The sequence below is a fragment of the Actinomadura sp. DC4 genome (genome assembly GCF_030406325.1).
GTDB lineage: Bacteria > Actinomycetota > Actinomycetes > Streptosporangiales > Streptosporangiaceae > Actinoallomurus.
The window spans coordinates 39,595-63,418 of record NZ_JAUEQY010000042.1 but is presented as its reverse complement, the minus strand read 5'-3'; the positions used below and the strand labels follow the sequence as shown (position 1 = coordinate 63,418).

Sequence of the window (23,824 nt, the reverse complement as noted above, 5' to 3'; positions counted from 1 at the left end):
CGGCGCGGGTCACTGAATCCAGCCGCGGCGCATGGCGGCCACGACGATGGCGATTCGGGTGTCGACTGAGAGATGTCTCTTCAGATTGCCGAGCCGGCGCTGCACTGTCGGCAGGCTCACCTTGAGTCGGTTGGCGATGGCCTCATCGGTGAGTCCCTGGGCGAGCAGGGGAATGATCCGCTCTTCAACAGGGGGCAGGCCGGTCGCCGACTCTGGCCGAGTACCGAACGGCATGGCACGCTCCCACAGCAGTTCGAAGTACTCCCGAAGCGCGCTCGCGATGACGGCTGAACGGATGATCATCGCGCCTTCCATCCCGGTCGGTGTAAGCGGCAGCATGGCCACCGATTCGTCGGCGAGCTTCATCTTCATGCCGATTCGGGGGACGAGGCGGGCCTCCTCTCCATGGCTGATCGACTGCTCGATGGCCCGGACGACGACCGGGTTGTCGAGAAGCGAGGCCTCATAGATCGCCCGGCAGCGGACGGTGCTCTCGAACGCGGGAGGCGGCGTATAGCCGGTGGCATCGTCGATGGAGGCCTCGACCCGACCGTTCTCAAGGCTCATCCAGTCGTCGTGTGCACTGTTGACCAGCACGAACGAAGCTCGGGTGATCTCCGCCCGGTCGGTGATGATGTCGACCAGGCGGTGATGAAACCCCTCAGGCTGCGGCTGTGGCCGATCGATACGGGAGAACCGGCCGTGCCCGTCCATAAGCCGTTCGCAGTCGACCAGAAGTTGCTGATGTCTCTTCCGCAGGACGGCCTGAAGTGCCAGCTCGGGAGGCGCGGGAACGAAACGCGCCGGATTCGGACTTCCCGAGATAACGTGCGCCATCCCGCAGTCGAGCAGTTCCTCCTTCACGTCGCGCCCACCGACGAACTCTTCGGATTGCGACGCGAGGCAGCCGTCCGCTTCCGCGAGCTTCTCGAATGCGGCCAGCAGTTCGTCGCTGACCAAGCCTTCCAAGAGCTGCTGGACCGACCCCGCTTCCCAGGAACTCATGCTGCGCTCTTCCCGGGCGTCCGTCCATATGGGGTCAACAAGGAAATAGACGTTGATTCCACGCGTCCAACTGAGCTTCGAGTGCTGATGCGATCACCTCACTAACCACTATTAGTCATCGTACATGCGCTGTCCGTAGTCGGCTCTGAGTCGGTAGCACGAAGACGTGGTGTCAGGCGGATCCGCTGGAGTCATAGGGCTCGATCGCTGACCTCGGCCCCCAGGTGACGTCGTCGGTGACGATCCTTTGTAGGCAGACGCCGCGCTCTCGGTGAGTGGAACTAATCAGTGCGTGGGAATCCCTCTTTTCTCCTGCTCAGAAGCCCAGTTCCCTTGAGTCGCGAGCAGTCCGACACCTGGCCGCGAACTTCGGGGGGATGGGCGCATGGCTACGAGAAACCGAGAAGCAGTGATCCGGAGAGCGCTTTTGGCAACAGCATTCTTCGTGTGCATGGCTTTGGCGATGGGGGCGCCGCCTCGGCCACAGCACGTGGGCGAGACGGTGTCGAGCGCGTCGCCCAGGCGGACACCGGCCGACGGCTGCGCGCCGGAGGGGCTTCCGCCTGAGGGCGTCGCCTACGCCCAGATGGCCTGCCGGCAGATCAGCCGCTGGGTGCCTGGATACGTGGCGGCCGACCCGCCGCCCGCCCTGCGGTCGAACGAGAACTCGGTGGTGCGGAGGTATGTGCCTCGTCTGCGGCGAGCTACGTACAGGAGGCATCCAGGCGCGACGGCTCGAAGGGGGCGATCGCAGCACGCTGCGTCCCGTCCGGTGCGTGAACAGACCAGGCCGCAGCTCGTACGGCGGTCGAGCACTTCTGGTCCGCGCGCCCTGCGGAGTGCTCTACGGCCGCGGGTGAGGACCGCGCACTCGACCCCGCGTCCGGTGCCGACAACGTCGAAGCCGGAGTCTCCCGGAACGGCCGCGTCTGTTTCCGCCACGTACTCTCCGAGTCCGGCGCTGGTGACATCTCAGATCTCACGTGCTTGGACGTCGACTCGGAGCGCGGACCCGCAGCACCCGCCAATCATGCTGTACCTGTTCACACTGCTCGGGATATCCATTCTCGTGCTCGGGCTCAGCCGTCTTCCCGCCCTGGTGAGCAGCGCGCACTCAATCTCTCTTCCCTGGCCTGTTCTCGGACGCCTGGCCAGCGCCTTCCCTGGACGACGGGGTCGGCGATGCGAGGGTCCTAATGCTCCAGCTTCCGTCGTCGCGGAGGTCGCGTTGTCGCCTGGTAACGAGGTGGTCCGGCGTGTCGACGGGAGACCCGATCCGAGCGAGCCGATCCAGGGCTGGTCCTGCGCCGGCCCGATCGTTGTCGACGTGGCATCCGCAGGAGGCGTGATCGGAGTCTGCGGTGCCGGTGTCGTACGGGCGGCCTTGAGAGTCCTGGCCGCTCCGGGGCGTCACACGGTCGTCATCACGGCCGACTGCTTCCAGGAGCTGTACGGCGACGGCGGTCGGCCGGAGCACGTGACGGTGGCGCGCACCCTGGATGAGGCCATCGGTCTCGTCCACGCGGCGTCGGTGGAGCGGATCAGGGCCGAGGATGACGGCCTGCCGCAGCACGATGTGCGAGAGGTGTGGCTGTGCGCTCGGGCGGACGCTCAGCAGGCCCGGCTCCGGTCCCTGTTCGCAGGGACCGCGGAACATGGAGTCCACGCGGTGCTCCTCGGCCACTGGCCCTTCGGGCTGTCGCTCACCGTCGATGACGACGGAAGAGTCTTGTCCGCGCCGTCCCCGGGCGAGCAATTGACCGGCTCGTACCTGACGACGCTGCCGCTTGAGATGGTCTCGACGGAGACGCCATCTGTCGCAGAGATTGATCTGGAGAGCTCACCTACTGATCCGGTCTCATCCGACACCGATTCTTCGCCTGTACAGGCTGAAGGCGCGGATGGGCGCCCGCAGCTGATGGTGCTCGGGTCGGAGGGGATCAAGGTCGACGGCATTGAGCTTCCCGGGGCTCTGGAACGGCGATTCTCCTGGGAGGTGGTGACCTATCTGGCATGCCATCCTGAGGGCGCTACCGCCGACGCCATCATCGAGGAGTTGTGGCCCGACGAGCCGCTCATGAGTGCTCGCAAGCGGTTCACCGACGCGGTCTACTACCTCCGCAAGGCGCTCAGAGCCGCCAGCGGCCAGCCGCATGGAAAGTTCGTTCTGCTGCGGATGAACCGATACCGGCTCGACGAGACTCAGCTCAATGTCGATATGTGGGAATTCGAGTCCGCGCTACTCGCGAGCCGTTCTGCGGTTAGTGAGCAGGAGCGACTTCACCTCCTACGGCGAGCGATACAACTCTACCGAGGCGAGTTCGTCTATGTCGGTGACGGCCTGTGGGCCGAACCGTTCCGGTATGACCTGCGGCGCAAGGTCGTCGGAGCATTGGATGAAGCCGCGTCGTTGCTCGAAGCGGATAGTCCTGGCACCGCGATCACAATGCTGGAGGACGCCGGCAGGATAATGCCGTGTGCCGAGGAAGCCGATCGGCACATCATGCGGATCTATCAGCGGCTGGGTCGCGCTGGCGACGCGAGAATCACCTATGAGACGCTGAAGGGACGCCTCGAGCGACTAGGCGAGGAACCCGGCGCGGAGACGCGAGCATTGCTGCAAGCGATCCTCGTCGGTGGTTCGGTGAGCTGAGGATTGGCGGGCGACCCCTCCCCATGGCGACTCCCGGGTCGCCTGCCGGTTCGCCCCCCGGTCCAGAAGCGGTGAGGTCAACGAGGAAGAACGGCCAGTTCAGGGCCCCTTGCCTCTAGCGGATGCGCGTCGCGACACGAGTGGCAGACACTCAAACAAGATTCCTTGACGGGCGGGGACCTCTTCCTACTGGCATGGCCTCGATGTGTCATCCCTTCAGTAATTCATTCTCCCTGGCCAATCGTCATTCATTATCTGCCGTATTTCTGTCTTTCGGCTCTCTGTTTCTTGTGGTCGATTAAGGATCCGGCGTGCGACTTTCCCAAGAACATACGGCGCGGGGGCTCCCAGGCAAGGCTGGATATGGTCGAATGTTAATAGCAAAAGGGAAGCGTGTGCGGGGGGATCGGAATGGGCAATGACGAGTCGGTATCAAAAAGGATTCTGGTGATCGTGGACGCTCCCGACCTTCTTCCTTACGCTCATACTGATGATTGTGAGCGAATGGCCGATTTTGCGCCCGCTATCCAGCCACGGCCCAATGCTGAGTGCTCCGGGTATGTCGCTCACCTCGACGAGGTAAGAGAGCGATTCCCGTCTATCCAGTGGTGCGAGTGCATGGACGACGTCATCTCTCGCGGTGTGTCTTATGTCGCCGAGAACGCCGCCACGTTCACGGACGGCGCGGAGCGCCTGGAGACACTTCGCGTCATGGGGGTCTCGGTCGAGGTGTACTACCACTTCGATCAGGAAAGCTACCTCTTTGCCGTCGACGGTCGAGTCGGTGCATGGCTTTCGTTCGACGCCATCAGAGACGAGGGCGCCCGAAATGAAGTCTTCACAGAACGCTCCGCACAAGCTATCCAGGCAATTCTCTGGGCAGAGCGGGACTGGCGGAACCGTAAGCCACGTCCCAACTCCTGACGATTACGAAGCGTCGCGAAGCGTTGACATCAAAGGTGGGGGGAGTCCCATGCTTGGGAATTGCACTACAAGTCTGCTCGAATATGTCAATTCGCCGCGTCTCACGCTGGTGTGGCGTATCGACGCCGACCACTTCCTTGAGATCGGCGGAGACGGCCTTACCGCCGATGGTCGCATCCGTTACGCCTACCGGCTGTCTCGCCACGGACAGACGGTCTTCGAAGGGCATGACTTCTGCTCCGGCAACGGCGCGGCGCCCGTCGCCGCGACGCTCGGTCACGCCGCTGGATGCCTTCTCGGCTTCCTGACGATGCGCCCAGGAGACGTGGATCCGACTACTTCAACGAATACACGCCCCAGCAGTGCCAGTGGCGAGACACGTTCGCAGAGGAACTCTCGGCCTATGCGCAAGACCGTTGCTGTGGCTACTGCGGTGGCGACCATGACTCGGCCGTACGGCTCTACTGCTGACGTCGCCGACCGGAAGGAGGCAACCCGATGACCGGCAATCCGCTTCTCCAGGATCGCCCTGGCGCGGTCGTGTCCGCCTTCCTCGACGGCTGGGGCGACCGTGGCGCAGACGAGATGGTCAGAACAGTCACGGACGCCTACGTACGCGACCGAGAGACCGAAAGCGCGGTCTCGACCGTCGCGGTCCCCGATGGCGTCCACGTCATCTGGACCGGCCGCTGAGGAGCGACGATGACTTTCGACGACCTTTACGATGGCGTCTTCACTCATCTACGCGCCGATGAACTGCGCCGCTGGGACGTCATGTTCAACCCGGTCTGCCAGGTCTTGGGCGATCCCTGTGTCCTGAACACCAGCGTCGTCTCGGTTCAGAGTTTGCAAGGCCCACGAGTGTTCAGTGTCGGCCAGGACGTGTGGGTCTATCGGCCATCAGGGCCTACGACAGGATGCGACGAGTGCGGCGCCGAGCCGGAACAGCCATGCAACCCCGTAACCTGCTGCGCTCTTGACACGCTCGCCGATGCCGCCGAGGCGACACGCACCCGCATGTGACGGGACGAGTGCCGTCGGCGACGGGCCGGACGGCTCGTCTCCGTCCGGCCCGTGATCATGAGCCGATGACCGTTGGCATCGCGACGGCGGTAAGCGGACCACTCACCTGCGGATCCAGCTGACGCCCTGCGGATTCGCCATGGACAACACCTCTTCTCTTCTCGTTATGTGGTGTCGGGCCGTCCGCTGACGACCCGGCGTTCGGCCGGGATCTGGCCGGACGAGGTCAGGGGTGGTGGGCGTATGGCCGGGTGAATCCGACGGGCCCGCCGGGATAGGCGCGGTAGGACTGGACGCGTACGTTGGCGCCGGTGTGAGGGGCCGCGAGCATGAGGCCGCGAGGGACGTCGTAGACGATGCCGACGTGGCCCGGGCCGGAGTGGCCGGGCTTGTAGTCGAAGAAGACGAGGTCGCCGGGCGCTTCTTGCCCAGGCGGGACCTTCACACCGAACCAGTACTGGGCGTCTGACAGCCGTGGGATCGCGCTGCCTGCCGCGCGGTACGCCATCATCGTTAGCCCCGAGCAGTCGTAGCCGGCTGGACCGGTGCCGCCGAAGATGTACGGCTTGCCGAGCTGCGCCCTCGCGTAATCGATGACCTTTGCGGCGATCACGGTCGGGGCCTGCACCGGGCCGACGTAGCCACAGCTGGCGTCGTCGGCCGCTTCCACCGGCCGCGCGGCGTAGCGGCGGGCGACCGCGATGACGTTGGCGACGTAGCCCCAGGAGTGGTTGTAGGCGTAGATCGCCTCTCGTAGGCGTCCGGGTGCACCGCTGGCCTTGAGGTACCGGGCGGCAGAAGGGATGGCGTCGGCGGGGTCGGTGATGTCCGTACGGCCGTCGGCGTCGCCGTCGAGTCCATACGTGGCCCAGGTGCCTGGCATGAACTGCATCGGACCGCGTGCGCTTGCGCTGGAGATTCGCTGGTCGCGTCCGTGGTGGGTCTCGATACTGCCGATGGACGCGAGGATGGTCCACGGGACGCCGTACGCACTGCCGGCTGCCTGATAGAGCCGTAGGTAGGTGGCTGGGATCTCGTCGGCGGTCTTGGACGCCGCCGGCTGGTCCGTAGTCATGCAGCCCGAGGCCATCCCGTTCGCGGCCGTGATGGCGCCGGTCGTTCCGCCGATCAGCGCAGCCATGAACATGACGCCTGTACCGGCTCCGGCGGCCACGACCGTCAGCGCGGACATGGGGGTACCACCGTGCTGCTCGGACGGGTCGCCCAGGCACTGGGCTGGAGCGCCGATACTGCGGTCTTCGCTCCGGTACGGCTTCGCTCGGGTGGCCGGGTGAAGTTCTCTAGCGAGCGGCGGGCGTCGCTGTGGAGAGCCGCCCAGACCGGGGCGGCCAGGTGGTGGTTCGCCGGTCCGCTTGAGGTGGTCAGTACCGGGAACGTCACCGCCCGGCAGGCGTCGCGGAAGTTCTGTTCTCTGCGGCCAGAGGGCAAGTGAAACAGCAGCGGTGTGCTGATCCCGGTTGCCTGAGCGAGCCGTGTGTAGGCGTCGACCTTCGCGGTGACGCGGGCGAGAGGCTCGGTGCCGTTGTCGAACTCGAGGAAGAATCCGAGCTCTCGTTCAGCGGTGCCCCACCGGCCGTACCCATCGGGCTGGACGAACTTTTTCCACGTGGCCGCGCACCGTGCCTCGGGCCACCACTCGGTGAGTCGCGCGTGGCCCCACGGTACGGCGAGGCGGGAGAAGAAGCCGTTGACGCCGAGCAGATGGCCGAGCTTGGCGGACAGCATGACGGCATTGGCCCGGTCACGTCGCCAGCCGAGTTCCTTGAGCGCGATCCCGCGCTCGGCGGCGAGCACCTCGGCGCCGGCGGTGCCCAGGAGCCAGTGGCAGGGCGCGGACCCGCCACCGGGGCGCAGCGGGCGGATTCTCTGCAAGATGCCGAGCCGGTACAGCACGAGAAGCCGGTGGTCGGCGGTATCTCGGTTGCCGGCGAATCCGAGGTCGGCGATGTGCGCGGTGGTGAAGACCTTGTGTTCGAAGAGCATGCGCAGCAGCCAGCGGTCTCGTGCGGTCAGTCGCGTCGCGAGCAGGCCGAGCAGGTCCGTCGTTCCGCGCCTGGGTCCTGTGGTGGTCATGGTCGTTCCCCCTGTGTGGTGGTCGCGGATGGCTCTAGCGCGGGTCTCCGGGCAGCGGGCCGGACACGATGTTGTCGGGTCGCCGGCGGACGTAGCGGGCTCGTGAGGCCTCTCTGATGGCCTTCTCCCGGCCTCGTACGGGTGGCGGCAGGGGCCGGGTCCGCAGCGTGAAGGCGCTGGTCAGAGCGCCGTTGTCGAGAAGCCGAGCCGCAGCCTGGAAGGCGCTGAGGTTGGCGAGGTCGTGCGCGCTCAGCTGTGGTGCCATGTGGCGTTCGATGTGGCGGGCGTCGTTCGGGGAGATGGTGAAGACGATTTTGTTGCGGGCGTTGGCGGCGAGGGACTCACGCAGTTCTTGCGGGAGCTGGGTGAGGTTCTGGTGGGCGAGTATGAGCCCGGCGCGGTAGGAGCGGGCCTCGGCGAGCATGTCGTCCAGGCCGTGCGGGAGCGTGAGGAAGTTCTGGCACTCGTCGATGTAGACGGCGCAGTCCGGCCGTTCGGCATCGGGGCGCCGTGCGCGTGCCTGGATGGCCTGCCAGGTCTTGGCGAGGATGAGTGATCCGAGGAGGCGGGCGGTGTCCTCGCCGAGCACGCCCTTGGGGAGGCGCGCGACGAGCAGTCCGCCGGTGTCGAGCAGCTCGCCGATGTCGACGCTGCTTCGTCCGGCGGCGAGAACGTCGCGGGCGAAGCCGCGCAGCAGGACCGCTCGGAGCTTGTTCATCACCGGGCCGGTCACGTTGGCGCGCTGGGCGGCGGACAGCCGGTCGTACCAGCTCCAGAAGTCGGCCAGGAACGGGTTCCGCACTCCGGCCATGGCCTTGGCGCGGTAAGTGTCGTTGTCCAGCAGCCGGGGGACGTCGGCCAGGGTCGCGTCCGGGTTGGTCGCGGCGGTCAGGATCGCCGAGCGGAGGATGTCGTCGGTGCGGGGCCCCCAGGAGTCGGCGTAGATGCGGCGGAAGATTCCCACGACGACGTCCGCGGTCAGTTCACTGGTGCCGCCGTCGAGGATGTTGAGGCACGGTGGCGGGGCGTGGTCGTCGGGGTCGATCAGTGCGACCTTGCCGATCAGGGACTCGGGGAGCCGGGACAGGATGAGCGTCGAGTCACCCTTGGGTTCGATGGAGACGAGTCCGCGGCCGGCCATCGCGTCGTCGAGTTGCATGGACAGCAGTCCGGTGGTCTTGCCGGTGCCGGTTTCGCCGATCATGTGGGTGTGGTGCCGGGCGTCGGCGATCCGGATGCCGATGGTGCGCGGCGGACCGGCCTCGGTTCGTCCGAGCACACGTACCCCGGGGCCGCCCGATGGCAGGGCCGGGGGCGGCGGGGTCGGTCTGGCTCCTGCGCGGTTCAGGCCGGGCACCGTCTCGTCGGTCGGGATGTGGCAGATGGCGGCCAGCTCGGGCACGGACAACAGATCCCCGTGTCCCATCCGGCGTGCTCGCAGGATCTCCGCGCCGTGGCGGAGCTTCTGCCGCCGCAGGTGGTTGAAGCCGGTGTAGGTGGCGTACGACGAGGCGATGGCGTGCGCGCGACCACGAAGCCAGGCCTGTCCGTGCTCGCTGGTGTCGTCGGTGCTGACCGCGTACTGCACGACGGTCTCCAGGCGTGGCCGGGCAGCCTTGGCCAGGATGGCGCGGACCTCCGCTGGCACCTCGGCCGGGCGAGAGGCGGTCGGTCGGGCCGTGTGGGAAGCGCCGATGGGGAGCATGTCGAACAGACCGGCCTTAGCGCTCGTCGCGGCGCCGGGCGTGCGTAGTCCGGTGGCGTACCGTCCTGCTCGCCGTAGTCTGCGGCCGGTCACCGGCCGCACGAGGACCTGCACGACCACGGTCTCGGCGTCGGTCAGGGCGTCGGCGGCGGCCAGCAGGCCGCGCAGCGGATCGGTCTCGAAGTCGGAACGCAGCGGATAGTGGTCGGGACGGGCCAGCCGGAGTCGCCCGCCGGCATCGAGCTGGTTTCCAGCGATTCGGTCCGTTGCCCGTACGATCCGGGCTCCCGGCCACGCTCCTTCGACGGCTCGCTCCACCAACCCGGGCGGGACCACTCCCGGAACCCACAACCGGATGAGCATTCCGGCGGCGGTGAACTCATACTCCCAGGCGACGTGCGGCACTCCGGTGACAGGACGCAACCAGCGGGGGCGCAACAGCCCGAGCAGATGCGTCCACAACGCCTCGGCGCCCGCCATGTCCACCGACGGAGGCGGCATGATCTCGACCACGCGGGCGTGCGCGTTCAACCGCGCGTGCCGCCACCGGAGGAGCCCGCTACGTGCCAGGACGGTCGCGACGGTCGCTGTGAGCGCGACGCAGAAGACCGGGAGGAAGTACGCAGTGATCAGCCCCGTGAGGTGGTCCCAGCCGTGACGCATGCTCGTCATCGGGTCGTCGAGGAACCGCTCGACGGGAGGGAACGGCCGCGGGTCGATCGATCTCACAGCGCGGCTCCGTCGTTGTCGAGATCGACCAGCTCGGCCGGGTCGGTCGTGCAGATGGCGTGCTCGACGGGCGAGGCGAGGCTGCGCAGGGCCACCCGCTGGGATCCGCAGCTGAGCAGTGCTTCGCCGCGGTCCGCGGTGAGCAGGAAGGCCCGTTCGCCGTCGGAGAGGCGGAAGGCCTCGCAAACCTGGTCGATCGCTTGGGGTGCCTGCCGCAACAGGATCTGGGTGGCGCTGTTGCTGACTACGGCTCGTCCGAGGTCGGAGGCCAGGACGTCGGCCGCGTCCTGGGTGACGACGGTGAGGCCGGTCCAGTGCTTCCGTGCGGATTTGGCGAGGCGGTAGAGGAACTTCGCGCCCTCGCCGTCGCGAAGGAGGAGCCAGGCCTCGTCGACGATGACGAACCGCCGCCTGAGAGCGCGCGGGTCGCTGACCGTTCGCCAGATCGCGTCGAGGGTGAGCAGGGTGGCGACGGTCTTCAGCTCCTCGGGGACCTCCCGGAGGGAAAAGACGACCAGGTGGCCGTCGGGCTTGGTCGTCGTGGGCCCGGCGAACAGGTCGCGGAAGCTGCCGGAGACGTAGGGGGCGAGGCGTGCGGCGAGTTCTCGGGCCTTGGGGTCTTCGCTCGCGTCGAGCGTTGCCGACAGGTCGCGGAGCAGCGGTGCCGGTCGGCCGAAGGTGCGGGGGTCTTCGGTGATGCCGGCGGTGTTGTACGTGGCGAAGACGGCACGATCCAGCGCCGCTCGCGTGGCGGGGTCCAGGGGCTCGCCGAGTAGGACCGCGGTCAGGGTGTGCAGGAAGAGCGCCCGCCGGGTGAGGGCGTCGGTGGTCTTGTCGGCGCCGGACGGCAGGTCGAACGGGTTGAGGCGGACGCCGGGCGAGCCGAGGGCGATGCGGGAGCCGCCGGCGGCCTCGGCGAGGCGGGCGTATTCGTCTTCGGGGTCGATGATCGCGATCTGGATGCCCGCGTACATCGACCGCAGTGCCTCCAGCTTGGCGAAGTAGGACTTCCCGGCCCCGGACCGGGCGATGATCACCGCGTTGTGGTTGTCGAGCGTCCACCGGTCCCAGGTCACCAGCGATGGTGAGGAGACGTTCGCCCCGTAGAGCACGGAGGTGTCCGACAGCGGGCAGGCCAGGTCGGGTGAGGTGAAGGGGAACGCGGCGGCGAGCGCGTGGGTGTCCATCGTCCGCCGCGTGCTGAGGGCGTCGAGGCCGAGCGGGAGGGTGGAAGTCCAGCCCTGCAACGTACGGAAGGTCGCGGGGCGTGCGTCGAGCAGCAACGACGCTGCGAGCGTACGGACCCGGCGTACTTCTCTGGCCAGTTCGCTTTCGTTGCCAGCGTGGACGGTGATGTAAAGGGCGACGTGGAAGAGCTTGGCGTGCCCGCGCGCCAGGCCGGCGGCCAGCGCGTGCGCGTCGTCTGCGGCGGCATCGGCTTCGAAGTCGACCAGCCGGCCCCGTTCGGCGTCCGATCGGGCGGACGATTCGAGGCGGGCGAGCTGCTTGCGGAGGCGATCGGCCGCGACCTGGTTCGGAATGGGCTCGACGTGCAGCGCGACGTCGGTTCTGCCTGGATCGGACAGCAGGGGTTCGAGCCAGCCGGGGCCGACCTCGGCCGGGTAGCCGGTGATCGCGAAGGTGGCGCAGACGCCGTCGCCCAGGACGAGGTTGCGGGCGCCGACCTCGGCGGCGTCGGGGCCGAGCGGCAGGACGGCCGGTGCCGTACGGCGGGTTCGGGTTCGTCTCATCGGCCTGTGGTCACCTCCTCGGCGCTCTTGATGGAGCAGGGCGCCGGGTTGTTGGGGTCGCAGGCGGCGGCCAGGACCGCCGCACTGGCGGAGCCGTCGAGGACACGGGAGTCGACGCCGGCGGACGTCAGTGCCGCGGCGACGTTTTCGGCCTGGCGTAGCACCGGTGACGTGTCGGCGTCCGACGTGGCTTCGGGGTCCCGTACGACGAGCAGGACCTGGCGCCAGAGCAGTTCGGATCGGGCGGCGAGTTCGGCGAGGAACTCGGCGTGTTCGCGCGCGGCGGCCTCAAGCTGGGGGTCGGGCAGACCGGGTGCGCCGTCGAGCACGCGGGCGGCCATGGGGGCCAGGTTCATACGTTCGGCACGTACGAGGATCTGGACGGGTGAGGACAGGCCGTGCAGGCAGCGGGCGAACCCGGCGACCATGGCTTCCTGTTCGCCGATGGTGGCCAGTGCGAAGCTGACGGTGGAGCAGGACACCAACGCGGCGCAGCCGTGGTCGGTGAGTTCGATGAGCCCGTCCGTACGGATGGCGCTGACCGGTAGCGGGAGCGACGCGGGCGGGTTCGTGGCGAGCGGTGTGAGGTAGCTCGGTGTGGCGGGCACCTCGCCGGACACGTACTGGCGGGGCGCGAGTCGTTGCCTGATGGCCGCGAGGGCGAGCCGGTCCAGGCTGAGGCCATCGCGGCGTACGAGCGCGAACGCCACGGCCACCGAGGCGATCGGCACGGCGCAGGCGATGAACACCAGCGGCGGGACAAGGTGGCGGGTGGCCATGAAGACCGCCCAGAGCACGACGCCGGTGCTGGCGAGGATGGCGACCTGGCGGGCGGTCAGGTTCGCCAGGACGCGGTCCTCGCGGTCGACGTCGGCGGGAATCCGGGTCGTGTACGAGGTGCCGGGGGCGTCGCGGTTCATCGGTGGTCTCCTCTCGGGTCTCGTGGCGATGGTGGTTGACGGCGTTCGCCGGGTGCGGAGCCGCGCGATGGCGGTCGTGGTCGTGCCTCGAACGGCAGTTCGTCTTGGCGCCAGCGGCGGGGCGCCGTGGGCCGGGGATGCGGTGGCAGGGGCGGTTGGGGGCCGCGGCTCGGAGCCGGGCTCGGCGGCGGCATGTTCGGGAGGTCCAGCTGTCGGCCGTACGGCGGCGATCCCGGGGAAGGGGGCGAGGGCCGAGTCCCGATCGCAGGGTGGGTCGGCGGCCGGGGCCCAGGCGGCGGCATCGGCCGAGGGCTTGGTGGGCGCGGTGGTGGTGTCGGTCGTCCGCCGCTTCCAGCGCCGGTCAGGGCGCCGGTGGCCCGCCGCAGCACGAGGACCGAGAACAAGAACCGGGCCGCGGTGCTGATCGGGTTCCGGCCGAGCGCGCCCCGCCAGACGGTCTTGGAGACCCAGGAGGGGACGCGGGCCAGGATGTAGAGCAGGCAGACGACCAGGAGCAGGTCGACGATGCCCTTCTGGCCGGAGATGCCGATCAAGGGCACGGTGTCGCCATCCTTGGCGGTGAGGATGACGACGGCGGTGGCGAAGACGATCGACTGAGCGACCTGGATGGCGAGCATCCCTGTGGTGGCGCGCCACCACAGGCGGGCCAGACCGTCGGTCTGTGGCAGCGCGTGACAGATCAGTGCCAGGGGCGCCGCGATGACCAGCAGCATGGTCACGGCGACCCGCATGATGTAGCCGCCGGCCACCATGAGCGCGAGCACGACCGCGACGAGCGCGATCAGCCCGGAGAGCATGCCGAGGCTGGCGATGTTGCCGATGAGCCAGCCCTTCATCACCTGGGCGGCGCCGTGCGGGTCGGCGTTGGCCGCGCCGTAGTGGATGAAGGCCTGAGCCAGGCCGTTCGCGAAAATGATCGCTTGTTCGATTACGAGCCTGCTGCAGTTCGCCGCGAGGAACGCCAGAAGCAGGCGCATGGCGATGTCTTTAGTGGCCGTACCGGGGGCGATGGTGTGGCCGGCCATGAGCAGGATGCCGCCGAGGACGACCATGATGACGAAGCAGGTGTTGGCGATGGCCTCACTGGCCGACCACAGGGAGCTGGCGCGTGCCATCGCGGGGCTGTCGAGTTCGGGTGTGGTCAGCAGGGTCTTGCCGAAGAAGTCCATGACCGGCGGGATCGCGAGTTTGGCCAGGCCGGTGAACCAGGTGTCGATCGCCTGGCCGACCTGGCAACTCACTTCGTACGGTGGGCACCCGTTCGGCGGTGGTGGCGGGGTGACGACCGGTGTGGGCGTCGCGCCGGGGCCTGCGCAGTGGGGGATCGGTTCACCGGGATATATCTGCACGCTGGGGCAGAGGCGCGACGGGGTCGGCTGCGGACGCGTCGGTGGTGTGGAGGAGGTGGCCGGACTCGGCTTGGGTGCGGGCGCGGCGGCGTGTGCCCGGCCGGTGCCGACGATCATCAGTACGGCGGCGGTCACGAGCACCGCGGCAGTGAGGCGAACATGTCGTCGTGGCATGGTCACGCCCCGACGATTCGTTTGAGGATCTCGACCAGGACTGGGGCCAGGGCCGCGATGCCGTAGCCGATTGCGGCGTACTTCAGGGCTTCCTTGGCCTTGCTGACCTCGCCGGGGTCGCCCGCCGCCAGCAGCATGCGGAGCCCTCCGACGGTGAGGAGGAGCGTCGCGAGGGCGACCAGCATGCCGATGATCCAGGTCCGCAGGTTGTTGATCACCGTCTTCAAGTCGGAGGGAGCGGCCACCCCTTTTTGTGAGGCGTGGACCGCCGTTGCGGTGAATACGACACTTGTGCCGATCGCGATGGCCATGACCGCGATGCGTGTAATGCCGTTGTGTGAAGCCATCTGGGTGCCTCCTTTCCGCGCGGGATCACTTCGGTCGCCATCGGGGGAGAGAATGGAGCCGATCCCCTTTCGATGTTCTTGAACGGGTTCCGGTGAAGCGGCCGGTGGCCTTCTTCCCGCCCTCCCGATGGCGCCGGCTGCGGCTTGCTCGCTTTACGAACTGCGAATGGCAGGCCGCTGATATTCGAAGATCACGTTTGGTTCTCGTCTTTTTTGATCCAGGCGGCCAGCCGCGTCTCGGCGGCCTTGCGGCGGCACCAGGCGGTGGTGGGTGGCATGCCGATCCGTCTGGCGACCGAACTGAGTGGGGTCTTCTCCAGCCGGGAATCGCCGATCAGGGCGGCTTCCTCCTGGGTGATCACGCCTGCCCGGACCGACGTGGCCAGAACCAAGTCGGGGTGCCCGCACGGTGCGGGCGTCGCGCATGCCTGGGGGAGAGCGTGCAGGCCGCGGGTGCGGGTCGCGTAGGCCGTGGCGCCGTAGCGCATCCGGCGGACCTGGTTATAGGCGGCTGAGCGCAACCGTGCGCAGATCAGCGGGCCGTCGACTGCGGCGTGTGCGATGGCCTCGTAGAACGCGGCGACCAACTCGGCGTCCAGATCTTCGGGGTCGCCGTCGTAGTCACGGACGAGCCGGCCCGCCGCCGTACGCAGACCGGGCAGCGCGATACCGATGGCGATCGTGGGCCAGGGTTCACCGACGTCTCGGGCCAGCCGGATGAGCTCGCGCCACACCGCGTCGCGAGCCTGAGGCTCCAGCAGAGGGAGTATTTCGGCCAGCTCCCGTGCGCACATCGCGCAGGACGGCAGACCATGACCGATCGCACGGCCGCTGACGGTGGGCGTGTCGGTTCGCGCGCAGATCTCAGCGAACGCCTGCGCGACCCGATCCAACGGCGTCGGACGGTTTCGATTGCAGGAAGTGGCTTTGTTTCTGGCAGGCATGGTGGGCTCCTTTCGCCCCGGACCGGTTCCGGGAGCGGGCCCATATAGCCACCGGGTGCTCGCCTGGCAATCGTCTGGAACTCGCGCGACTCTCGTCTGGCGTGAAAGGCGGGCGGACGACTGTCGAGCGAGGATCACGCGAGTCGGCTTCCGGCGTGTCGTCTCGAAAATGGGTGTGCGATGGATCGCAGTTCGTAGCTGAAGCGACCGGTGGCCAGAGCCGCGAATCTCATGGCCTCACCACCACCTGACAGACGTCCCAGGATCGGTTCGATGTGCACCGGTTACGGCGGCCTCGACCTGGCCGCCCAAGCCCTCTACGGCGGACAGCTCATCTGGTGCGCCGAAAACGATCCGTACGCGACCGTGCTGTTGCATCGCCGCTTCCCCGGCGTGCCGAACGTCGGTGACCTGACCGCCGTCGACTGGACCCAGGTCCCGGCCGTGGACATCGTCACCGCCGGCTTCCCGTGCCAAGACATCAGCTACGCCGGCCCGGGCGCCGGGATCAAGAGGGGAACCCGCAGTGGACTGTGGCTCACCATCGCCGAAGCCCTTCGCCTACTACGACCCGGACTCGTGCTCGTGGAGAACGTGGCCGCCCTGCGAACACGCGGACTCCCCACCGTTCTGGGGGACCTGGCCGCGCTCGGGTACCACACGGCATGGATGTGCCTACGCGCCGCCGACGTCGGAGCCCCACACCGCCGCGACCGCATGTTCATCGCTGCTGCCCACCCCGCAAGCCCACGAATCCCGCGGCAGCACCTGCCCAGCCAAACGAAGACGGCAAGGACGCCAGGTCAATCTGTGCGATGTGGCATGTGCCGAGCTGCTGCCGACGCCGACGGCCTGCAATGCCAACGACGGAGAAACGGTGGTGTCCTGGCTGGGGCGCCGGGCACGGCAACAGCCAAGCCGCGCCATGCCGCTCAGTGTTGCCGTACGGCTCTTGCCCACCCCACGGGCAACCGATGGGATCAAGGGCAGCCCGAACCAGCACGGCTCCAAAGGCGACCTCACCCTGCCGTCTGCGGCAATCAACCTGCCGCACCGGCAGCCGCCGTCACCTGGGGCGCCTACGCACCGGCAATCCACGGATGGGAGACGATCCTCGGCCGCCCCGCACCACAACCCACCGAGACCGGCACCAGGGGACAACCTCGCCTAAGCGCCCGATTCGTCGAATGGATGATGGGCCTATCTGCCGGCTGGGTCACCGACCTGCCCCTGACCCGCGCAGCGCAGATGCGCCTGCTCGGCAACGGCGTCGTCCCGCAGCAGGCCATCGCGGCCTTCCGCGCACTCGACGGTGGCCGGCCCACCGACACGCGCGACTCGGCCGGAGGTGGATCATGACCGCACGAGCCCGAAACGAGTGCCACACGACACCCGTGCGATCTCCCCGCGGCCCACGAGCGGAGATCGCGCGGACACGCTGCGGCAGCGATGCGGAAGACTTCCGCACACCGCATGCTGCGGCGGAAACCGGCAGAAGCGGTTGCCGCCCGACCCTGCCGTTCGACTGTCCACAGGCTGTGGACAAATCTGGTCTGGGTGGCGAATGGCATCGAACGGCAGCCCAGCGCGGCAGAGGACTCCGGAAACGAAGCTCGGGCGATTTCCGCATCGGGTACTCGGAGGCGGCATGGTTGCCGCGCGGCAACGTCGACGGGCCGCCGAAGAGAACGAGAGCGGCCTTCGTTGCCGTCGGCGGCACGGGAGGTGCCGCATGACTTCCAGGTCACAAAAGGGCTGCTCAGGGGCTCCCGAGCCGGACTCGTCTCCGTACCGTTGCAGCCGCGTGCCCCGCGCAGCACCGAGGCAGAGAACCCGCGTCATAGTGCCGGAGGATCCGCCTGCCCTCACACCGAGGGCTGCGCGCGCCTTGCTCCGGGCGCTCGTAGAGGCGCACGAGCGAGACGACGGGCTCCACCCCGGCGAGGAAAAGGACGACCGATCGACATGACAGCAGGCGAGGTGCTCAAGCGGCCCGACGGTGAGTTCTTGCCATTCCGCTCAGGTGGGCTCAGGTTCGCCTTCTACGGACGGGTCTCGACCGAGGATCAGCAGGACCCCGAAGCGTCCCGGCAATGGCAGCTGAAACGGGCCAGCTCCCTGGTCGAACCGGCCGGTGGCGTGATCGTCGCGCACTACTTCGACATTGGCCAGTCCCGCTCGATTCCCTGGCAGCGTCGCCCGTGCGCGAACGACCTCCTGGCCGAGCTTCGCAACCCGAACCGGGTATTCGACGCCGTCGTCATCGGAGAGCCACAGCGGGCCTTTTACGGAAACCAGTACGGCCTGACCATCGAGCTGTTCAAGCACTTCGGCGTGTCGCTATGGGTACCCGAGGTGGGTGGGGCCATCGATCCGGTCAACGAGGCCCACGAGCTGATCATGTCCGTCTTCGGAGGCCTCAGCAAAGGCGAACGCAACCGCATCAAGATCCGGGTACGCACCGCCATGGCCTCGATCGCTCAGATGGAGGGGCGCTTCCTCGGAGGCCGCCCGCCCTACGGCTACCGACTGGTCGACGCGGGACCTCACCCCAACCCTGCCAAGGCGGCGGAAGGGCGCAGGCTGCACAAGCTCGCTCGCGACGCCGCCACCGCGGGTAACGTGTCGCGGATTTTCGAGGAGTTCCTCAACGGCCAGGGCATCTACGCCATCGCTGAGGGGCTGACGCGCGACAACCTGCCCTCGCCGTCGGCCTACGACCGCAAGCGCAACCGCCACCGCAGCGGCATCGGGTGGTCCAAGAGCGCCGTCCGCGCCATCTTGCTGAACCCCCGCTATACGGGTCGGCAGGTATGGAACAAGCAGCGCAAGGACGAGATCCTGATCGACATCGATGACGTCGCGCTCGGCCACACCACGAAGATGTCCTGGAACGACAGCGCCGAGTGGATCTGGTCCGACACGCTCACTCACGAACCATTGATCAGAACAGAGGACTTCGAACGCGCCCAGGCACTGCTCGCGGCCAAGGGCAAGCGTGCCGTCGTACGCCGGCCACGGACCGGCGGCCACACCTACATCCTGCGCAGCCTGTGCCACTGCGACCTGTGCGGTCGCCGGATGCAGGGCAACTGGACCAACGACGCGCCCTACTACCGGTGCCGCTACCCGCAGGAGTACGCGCTCGCGAACAAGCTCGACCACCCCAAGTCCGTCCAGGTCCGCGAAGACGACATCCTTGAGGCCCTCGACGACTGGCTGGCCAGCGTCTTCAGCCCACCACGGCTGGAGAACACGATCACACTCCTGGAGCGCTCGCAGGGCGCGGGCCCAGGCGAGGACACAACCAAGATCGCTGCCCGACAGATCCTGGCCGACTGTGAGCGCAAGCTCCGACTCCACCAGGCCGCCCTCGAAGCGGGCACCGACCCGAAGATCGTCAAGCAATGGACCGACGAGGTCCTCACCCGGCAGGCGTCCGCGAACGCGCAACTCGCCGCGATCGGCGAACGCCCTCGCCGCCTGACCAAGAAGGAGATCTCCAGCATGATCCACAACCTGGGTGACCAGGTCGGCGGGCTGAGGTTCGCCGCCCCAAAGAGAAAGGCCGAGATCTACCGCGATCTCGGCCTCAAGCTCACGTACAAGCCCCAGGAACGCATCGTCCGCGCTGAGATGCTTCTCAACGCGGATCGTATGGGCAAACTGTCGTGTCCGAGGGGGGACTTGAACCCCCATGCCCCGTAAAGGGCACTAGCACCTCAAGCTAGCGCGTCTGCCTATTCCGCCACCCGGACGTGGTGCGTCGTGCGGTCTCCCGCAGCGGCTGCCACACGATAGCAAATCCCCGGTGATGCCGCGAAGTCGCGCCGTCTCGGCGCCTCCTCGCACTCGGCGCCTCCCCGCGCCCCTGGCGTCCCCCGCGCCTCCCGGTCCCCCTCTCCCGCGCCGCCCTCGCGTCTCGCAGGCCGTACGGGCCGGCGATGGCGGCCGAACCGCAGGCCCGGCGGCGGCTGGGGGAGGATGGGGGGCCACGTGAAGGCTAAGACGGAGGACGGACCCGTGAGTGATTCCTCGGCGGAAGACGAGGTAGTTGAGCTGTGCAGTGACCTCATTCGCATCGACACCACCAACCCCGGGGACCACAGTGGGCCCGGGGAGCGGAAGGCCGCGGAGTACGTCGCCGAGAAGCTCGCCGAAGTCGGCCTCGAACCCAAGATCTACGAGTCGCACGACAAACGCGCCAGCCTTGTCGTGCGGATCGAGGGGACCGATCCCAGCAGGGACGCTCTCCTCATTCATGGGCATCTCGACGTCGTCCCCGCACAGAAGAGCGACTGGACTCGCGACCCGTTCGGCGGTGAGGTGGCCGACGGCTGTGTCTGGGGGCGTGGGGCCGTCGACATGAAGGACATGGACGCGATGGTCCTGGCCGTCATGCGCCAGCGGCTGAGAGAGAACCGACGGCCCCGGCGCGACATAGTCCTGGCCTTCCTCGCGGACGAGGAGGCCGGCGGCAAGTACGGCGCGCACTGGCTCGTCGACAACCACCCGGAGTTGTTCGAGGGCTGTACGGAGGCGATCGGCGAGGTCGGCGGCTTCAGCCTGACCCTGCCGAACGACGAACGCCTCTACCTCATCGAGACGGCCGAGAAGGGCCTCGCATGGATGCGCCTGACCGCCGACGGCACCGCCGGCCACGGCTCGATGGTGCACCGCGACAACGCCGTCACGGCCCTCGCCGCGGCGGTGGCACGGCTCGGCGCCCATGAGTTTCCCGTCCAGCTGACGAAGACCGTCCGAAGGTTCCTGGAAGAGGTCTGTGCCGCGACCGGCACGGAATTCGATCCGGAGAACCTCGAAAAGACGATTGAGCACCTCGGCCCCATGAAAAGGATGATCGGGGCGACACTCCGGAACACCCTGAATCCGACCGTGCTGGAGGCCGGCTACAAGGCGAACGTCATCCCGCAGAGTGCGGTCGCCCAGGTCGACGGCCGATTCCTGCCCGGCCACGAGGAGGAATTCTTCGCGAAGGTCGACGAGCTGCTGGGCGAGCACGTGAGCAGGGAGTTCGTCCACCACGACATCGCCGTGGAGACCGAGTGGGAGGGGCCGCTGACCGAGGCGATGGCGGCGGCCCTGAAGGCCCACGACCCCGAGGCCCGGCCGGTGCCGTACTGCCTCTCGGCCGGTACGGACGCGAAATCATTCTCCACACTCGGTATGCGCTGTTACGGGTTTGTGCCGCTGAAACTTCCCAAGGACCTGGACTTCTCCGGAATGTTCCACGGGATCGACGAACGCGTTCCGGTCGACGGACTCCAGTTCGGCGTACGAGTTCTCGATCATTTTCTAGATCACGTTTAAATCCGCGACAACGATCGCTCTCCGTGGTGCTACGGTAACCCACCGTACGGAACACCTCACGTTCCGTACGGTGGTCAACGCCAAGGAGGGCGCGTGGTTCCTGGACACTCGTGGTCGCGGAGGTTCGCCTCTGCGGTCGCACGCTGTCCGGGCGCCGTCATGCCACCGGTGACGAGAGCCGCCGCCCGGCCGGTGATCCGGCGCCTGCTGATACTGGTGGGCGTCGCGTTCGCGGGCTGGGTGCTCGGGGTCGCCGGCCGGACACACGCCGACCAGGCACACGCCGACACCGTTCCGGGAGTACGCCTTCCCAGCGTCGTGGAGCAGACCGAGCACGCGATCATCGATCCCGTCCTTGCCGAGCACCACGTCGAACCGGCCGTACACGAAACCGAAGCGGTCCTTGCGCCCGCCCGTCCGCCGGCGATCCTCGCCCTGCCACCCGCGGTGAAATCGGTGCTGACCGATGCGCCGCGGCCCCACACGCCGGCGGGCTCGGCTGGTCCTTCTCGGACACGACGGCACGGCGATGCCGGTTCTCGAGCCGGTGTCTCCGGCGGACCGGTGACCCACATCGGGCCGCACGCCGTAACGGGGGCGTCCGGGAAGGCTTCCACCGGCGAACACCGCGTCACCAAGCACAGGGCGCATCGGGCACCGTCCATTCCCAGGCGGCCTCGACCGCTGCCGCAAAAGGGGCAGGCGCTGCCCCCGTCCGCCGACAACGGCGGCATCCACCAGGCCGGGGTCCGTCGCAAGAGCGAGCCGGGTAAGGCCCAGAGCCTCCCCGCCATCCCCATCCTGCGCATCGGGAACGTTCCCCCGGCCGTCCGCACTGCGGCGGACGAGCCCTCCTTCTCCCCCGACTGACCCCACCACCGGTCTGTCACGCGATCCGTACGGACCGGTCTGTGGTACGTCCGCGGTCCAGCGGCCGTGCCCACCACCCCGAGAAGTGTTCGGTCAATCCTGTCCAAATTAGGAGCAATCAATGCGTAAGTGGGCGAAAGGCGCCGCGGGTGCCACCCTGCTCACCGCGAGCTTCGTCGCGCTCGGGGCCGTTCCGGCTCTGGCCGACGTGACCAACGGCAACGAGAGTGTGCTCGGTGGCAACCAGGTCAATGCCCCGATCTCCGTGCCGATCAACGTGAGCGGCAACGCCGTCGGCGTCCTCGGGCACGCACTCGCCGGTTCGACCGGTGGCTCGTCCGTGAGCGGCCTCCGCCGCGGCGGAGGAAGCGGCTCGGACTACACCTCCGGCCGCCACAGCATCGGTGGCGGCAACCAGATCCACGCGCCGATCAACGTGCCGATCAACGCCTGCGGCAACTCCGCCGCCATCCTCGGCGGGGCACTGGCGGGCTGCCAGGGCGGCGCCGCGGTCCACGGCCTGGGCGGTTACGCCGGCGCGGGTCACCGCCACACCTCCGGCCGGCACAGCATCCTGGGCGGCAACCAGGTGGACGCGCCGGTCAACGCGCCGGTCAACATCTGCGGCAACGCCGCCGCGGTGATCGGCGACGCGCTCGCGGGCTGCAAGGGCGGCGCCGGGGTCCACGGTGCAGCCGCCGGCGGCGGCCACTACGGCTACACGTCGGGCCACGGCAGCGTCGCCGGTGGCAACCAGGTCCATCTGCCGGTCAACGCACCGATCAACGCCTGCGGCAACGCGATCGGCAACGCGATCGCCGGCTGCCAGGGCGGCGCCTTCATCCATGGGGGCCACCACGGCGGCTACCACGGTGGTTACCAGGGCGGCTACCACGGTGGTTACCAGGGCGGCTACCCCGTCGGTAACACCTGCGGCAGCGCGATCCCCACCTGCCAGGGCGGCGGGTTCGTCCCTGGCGGGCTCGTCCCCGGCGGCGACCCCGGCGCTTACCAGGGCGGTCACCCCGTCGGTAACGCCTGCGGCAGCCCGATCGCCGACTGCCAGGGCGGCGGCGTCCACGGCGGCTACCCCGCCGGTTACGTCGGACGCGGCAACCACACCTCCGGGGCGTTCAGCATCCTGGGCGGCAACCAGATCCACGCGCCGATCAACGTGCCGATCGACGTCTGCGGCAACGCCGCCGCCATCGTCGGCCACGCGCTCTCCGGCTGCGCGGGGGCGCTCCCGGGTGCCCCGGCGTACTACGGCGTCGGCCACCACAACCACACGTCCGGTATCGGCAGCATCGGCGGCGGCAACCAGATCTACGCGCCGATCAATGTTCCGGTGGACATCTGCGGTAACGGCATCGCCATCGTCGGGCGGGCGCTCGGCGGCTGTGGCGTCGGCACCGGCGTCGGCTACGGCGGCGGCGCCCCCATCGGGTACGGCGGCGGCCACCCGGGTGGCTACGTCGGCGGGTACCCCGGCGGCTACGCCGGCGCCCCGGAAGACTGCCCTCCGTGGGCCCTTCAGTCCAACCGGATGAGCGGTCTCCCGCAGCTTCCGGCCACCAAGTCCCTCGGCACCGGCGCCCTGCCGGTGGCCATGGGCGCGACGCCCGCACTGCCGAAGCTGCCCGTCGGTGGCCTCGGCGACTCGGTCAAGCCGCAGTCCGCGGACGCGTCGAACCCGGTGGGCGGCCTCGGCCTCCCGCTGGTCGGCGGCCCGCCGAAGCAGCTCCCGCCGCTGAACCTCGCCGCGGCGGAGTCCTCGACCGCGTCGCAGAACGGCGCCCTGATGGCGCTCGCGCTCGGCGGCATGTTCGCGGCCTCGGCCGGGGCCGTGTCGGTGGCGCGTAGGTTGCGCCGTCGTTAAGAACGAAGAAATCGGGCACCGCGGATCCTGACTCCGCGTTGTCAAGCGAGAGCGCTTTGCCTGCCCCGGAGCCACGGCCCGGGGCAGGCAAAGCCCTATTAAAGG

General features: G+C 68.2%; 18 protein-coding genes and 1 tRNA gene. 9 read left to right on the top strand and 10 right to left on the bottom strand.

Annotation, left to right across the window (positions count from 1 at the left end; genetic code table 11):
• Nucleotides 1-9: 9 nt before the first annotated feature.
• Nucleotides 10-1,005: a hypothetical protein gene (locus tag QWU11_RS42385; RefSeq protein WP_290120240.1), complete on the bottom strand. Its 996-nt coding sequence runs from the start codon at nucleotides 1,003-1,005 to the stop codon at nucleotides 10-12.
• Nucleotides 1,006-2,035: 1,030 nt separating this feature from the next.
• Here QWU11_RS42385 and QWU11_RS42380 point away from each other — a divergent pair.
• The 4 genes from QWU11_RS42380 (at nucleotide 2,036) to QWU11_RS42365 (ending at nucleotide 5,605) form a co-directional block, all read left to right on the top strand.
• Nucleotides 2,036-3,658: a bacterial transcriptional activator domain-containing protein gene (locus tag QWU11_RS42380; RefSeq protein ID WP_290120239.1), complete on the top strand. Its 1,623-nt coding sequence runs from the start codon at nucleotides 2,036-2,038 to the stop codon at nucleotides 3,656-3,658.
• A 618-nt stretch (nucleotides 3,659-4,276) separates the two neighbouring features.
• Nucleotides 4,277-4,582: a hypothetical protein gene (locus tag QWU11_RS42375; protein ID WP_290120238.1), complete on the top strand. Its 306-nt coding sequence runs from the start codon at nucleotides 4,277-4,279 to the stop codon at nucleotides 4,580-4,582.
• 498 nt (nucleotides 4,583-5,080) lie between these two features.
• Complete coding sequence (locus QWU11_RS42370; RefSeq protein ID WP_290120237.1) at nucleotides 5,081-5,275, top strand: hypothetical protein; 195 nt, start codon at nucleotides 5,081-5,083, stop codon at nucleotides 5,273-5,275.
• A 9-nt stretch (nucleotides 5,276-5,284) separates the two neighbouring features.
• The gene (locus tag QWU11_RS42365; protein WP_290120236.1) at nucleotides 5,285-5,605 is read left to right on the top strand and encodes a hypothetical protein; all 321 of its coding nucleotides are present in this window, start codon (nucleotides 5,285-5,287) and stop codon (nucleotides 5,603-5,605) included.
• A 226-nt stretch (nucleotides 5,606-5,831) separates the two neighbouring features.
• Here the strand turns inward: QWU11_RS42365 and QWU11_RS42360 are convergent, their stop codons facing one another.
• The 8 genes from QWU11_RS42360 to QWU11_RS42325 all read right to left on the bottom strand — a co-directional run bounded on the left by QWU11_RS42360 (nucleotide 5,832) and on the right by QWU11_RS42325 (nucleotide 15,639).
• The gene (locus tag QWU11_RS42360; RefSeq protein WP_290120235.1) at nucleotides 5,832-6,797 is read right to left on the bottom strand and encodes an NlpC/P60 family protein; all 966 of its coding nucleotides are present in this window, start codon (nucleotides 6,795-6,797) and stop codon (nucleotides 5,832-5,834) included.
• Nucleotides 6,785-7,699: a replication-relaxation family protein gene (locus QWU11_RS42355; protein ID WP_290120234.1), complete on the bottom strand. Its 915-nt coding sequence runs from the start codon at nucleotides 7,697-7,699 to the stop codon at nucleotides 6,785-6,787. The genes QWU11_RS42360 and QWU11_RS42355 overlap by 13 nt, the downstream gene beginning before the upstream one ends.
• A 34-nt stretch (nucleotides 7,700-7,733) precedes the next feature.
• Nucleotides 7,734-10,133, bottom strand: coding sequence for a type IV secretory system conjugative DNA transfer family protein (locus QWU11_RS42350; protein ID WP_290120233.1), 2,400 nt, complete (start codon nucleotides 10,131-10,133; stop codon nucleotides 7,734-7,736).
• A complete protein-coding gene (locus tag QWU11_RS42345; RefSeq protein ID WP_290120232.1) occupies nucleotides 10,130-11,884 on the bottom strand; it encodes a DUF87 domain-containing protein in 1,755 nt (584 codons plus the stop codon). Before QWU11_RS42345 ends, QWU11_RS42350 begins: the two co-directional genes overlap by 4 nt.
• A complete protein-coding gene (locus QWU11_RS42340) occupies nucleotides 11,881-12,804 on the bottom strand; it encodes a PrgI family protein (RefSeq protein ID WP_290120231.1) in 924 nt (307 codons plus the stop codon). Before QWU11_RS42340 ends, QWU11_RS42345 begins: the two co-directional genes overlap by 4 nt.
• A complete protein-coding gene (locus tag QWU11_RS42335) occupies nucleotides 12,801-14,066 on the bottom strand; it encodes a hypothetical protein (protein ID WP_290120230.1) in 1,266 nt (421 codons plus the stop codon). Before QWU11_RS42335 ends, QWU11_RS42340 begins: the two co-directional genes overlap by 4 nt.
• A gap of 284 nt (nucleotides 14,067-14,350) precedes the next feature.
• Nucleotides 14,351-14,695 (bottom strand): pilin, encoded by a 345-nt coding sequence (locus tag QWU11_RS42330; RefSeq protein ID WP_290120229.1) that lies wholly within the window; start codon nucleotides 14,693-14,695, stop codon nucleotides 14,351-14,353.
• 191 nt (nucleotides 14,696-14,886) lie between these two features.
• Nucleotides 14,887-15,639: a hypothetical protein gene (locus QWU11_RS42325; RefSeq protein ID WP_290120228.1), complete on the bottom strand. Its 753-nt coding sequence runs from the start codon at nucleotides 15,637-15,639 to the stop codon at nucleotides 14,887-14,889.
• Nucleotides 15,640-15,912: 273 nt separating this feature from the next.
• On the opposite strand from QWU11_RS42325, the gene QWU11_RS42320 reads away from it, so the two are divergent.
• A complete protein-coding gene (locus QWU11_RS42320; protein ID WP_290120227.1) occupies nucleotides 15,913-16,998 on the top strand; it encodes a DNA cytosine methyltransferase in 1,086 nt (361 codons plus the stop codon).
• Between the two features lie 606 nt (nucleotides 16,999-17,604).
• Nucleotides 17,605-19,347, top strand: coding sequence for a recombinase family protein (locus QWU11_RS42315; RefSeq protein WP_290120226.1), 1,743 nt, complete (start codon nucleotides 17,605-17,607; stop codon nucleotides 19,345-19,347).
• On the opposite strand, the gene QWU11_RS42310 is transcribed toward QWU11_RS42315, so the two are convergent.
• A tRNA-Leu gene (locus QWU11_RS42310) sits at nucleotides 19,312-19,397 on the bottom strand. The two genes, QWU11_RS42315 and QWU11_RS42310, sit on opposite strands and share 36 nt — an antisense overlap.
• A gap of 226 nt (nucleotides 19,398-19,623) precedes the next feature.
• Here QWU11_RS42310 and QWU11_RS42305 point away from each other — a divergent pair.
• From QWU11_RS42305 to QWU11_RS42295, 3 genes are all read left to right on the top strand, one after another.
• Complete coding sequence (locus QWU11_RS42305; RefSeq protein ID WP_290120225.1) at nucleotides 19,624-20,970, top strand: M20/M25/M40 family metallo-hydrolase; 1,347 nt, start codon at nucleotides 19,624-19,626, stop codon at nucleotides 20,968-20,970.
• Between the two features lie 192 nt (nucleotides 20,971-21,162).
• Nucleotides 21,163-21,840, top strand: coding sequence for a hypothetical protein (locus QWU11_RS42300; RefSeq protein ID WP_290120224.1), 678 nt, complete (start codon nucleotides 21,163-21,165; stop codon nucleotides 21,838-21,840).
• 121 nt (nucleotides 21,841-21,961) lie between these two features.
• Nucleotides 21,962-23,719, top strand: a complete 1,758-nt coding sequence (locus QWU11_RS42295) for a chaplin family protein (protein WP_290120223.1) — start codon at nucleotides 21,962-21,964, stop codon at nucleotides 23,717-23,719.
• Nucleotides 23,720-23,824 lie beyond the last annotated feature (105 nt).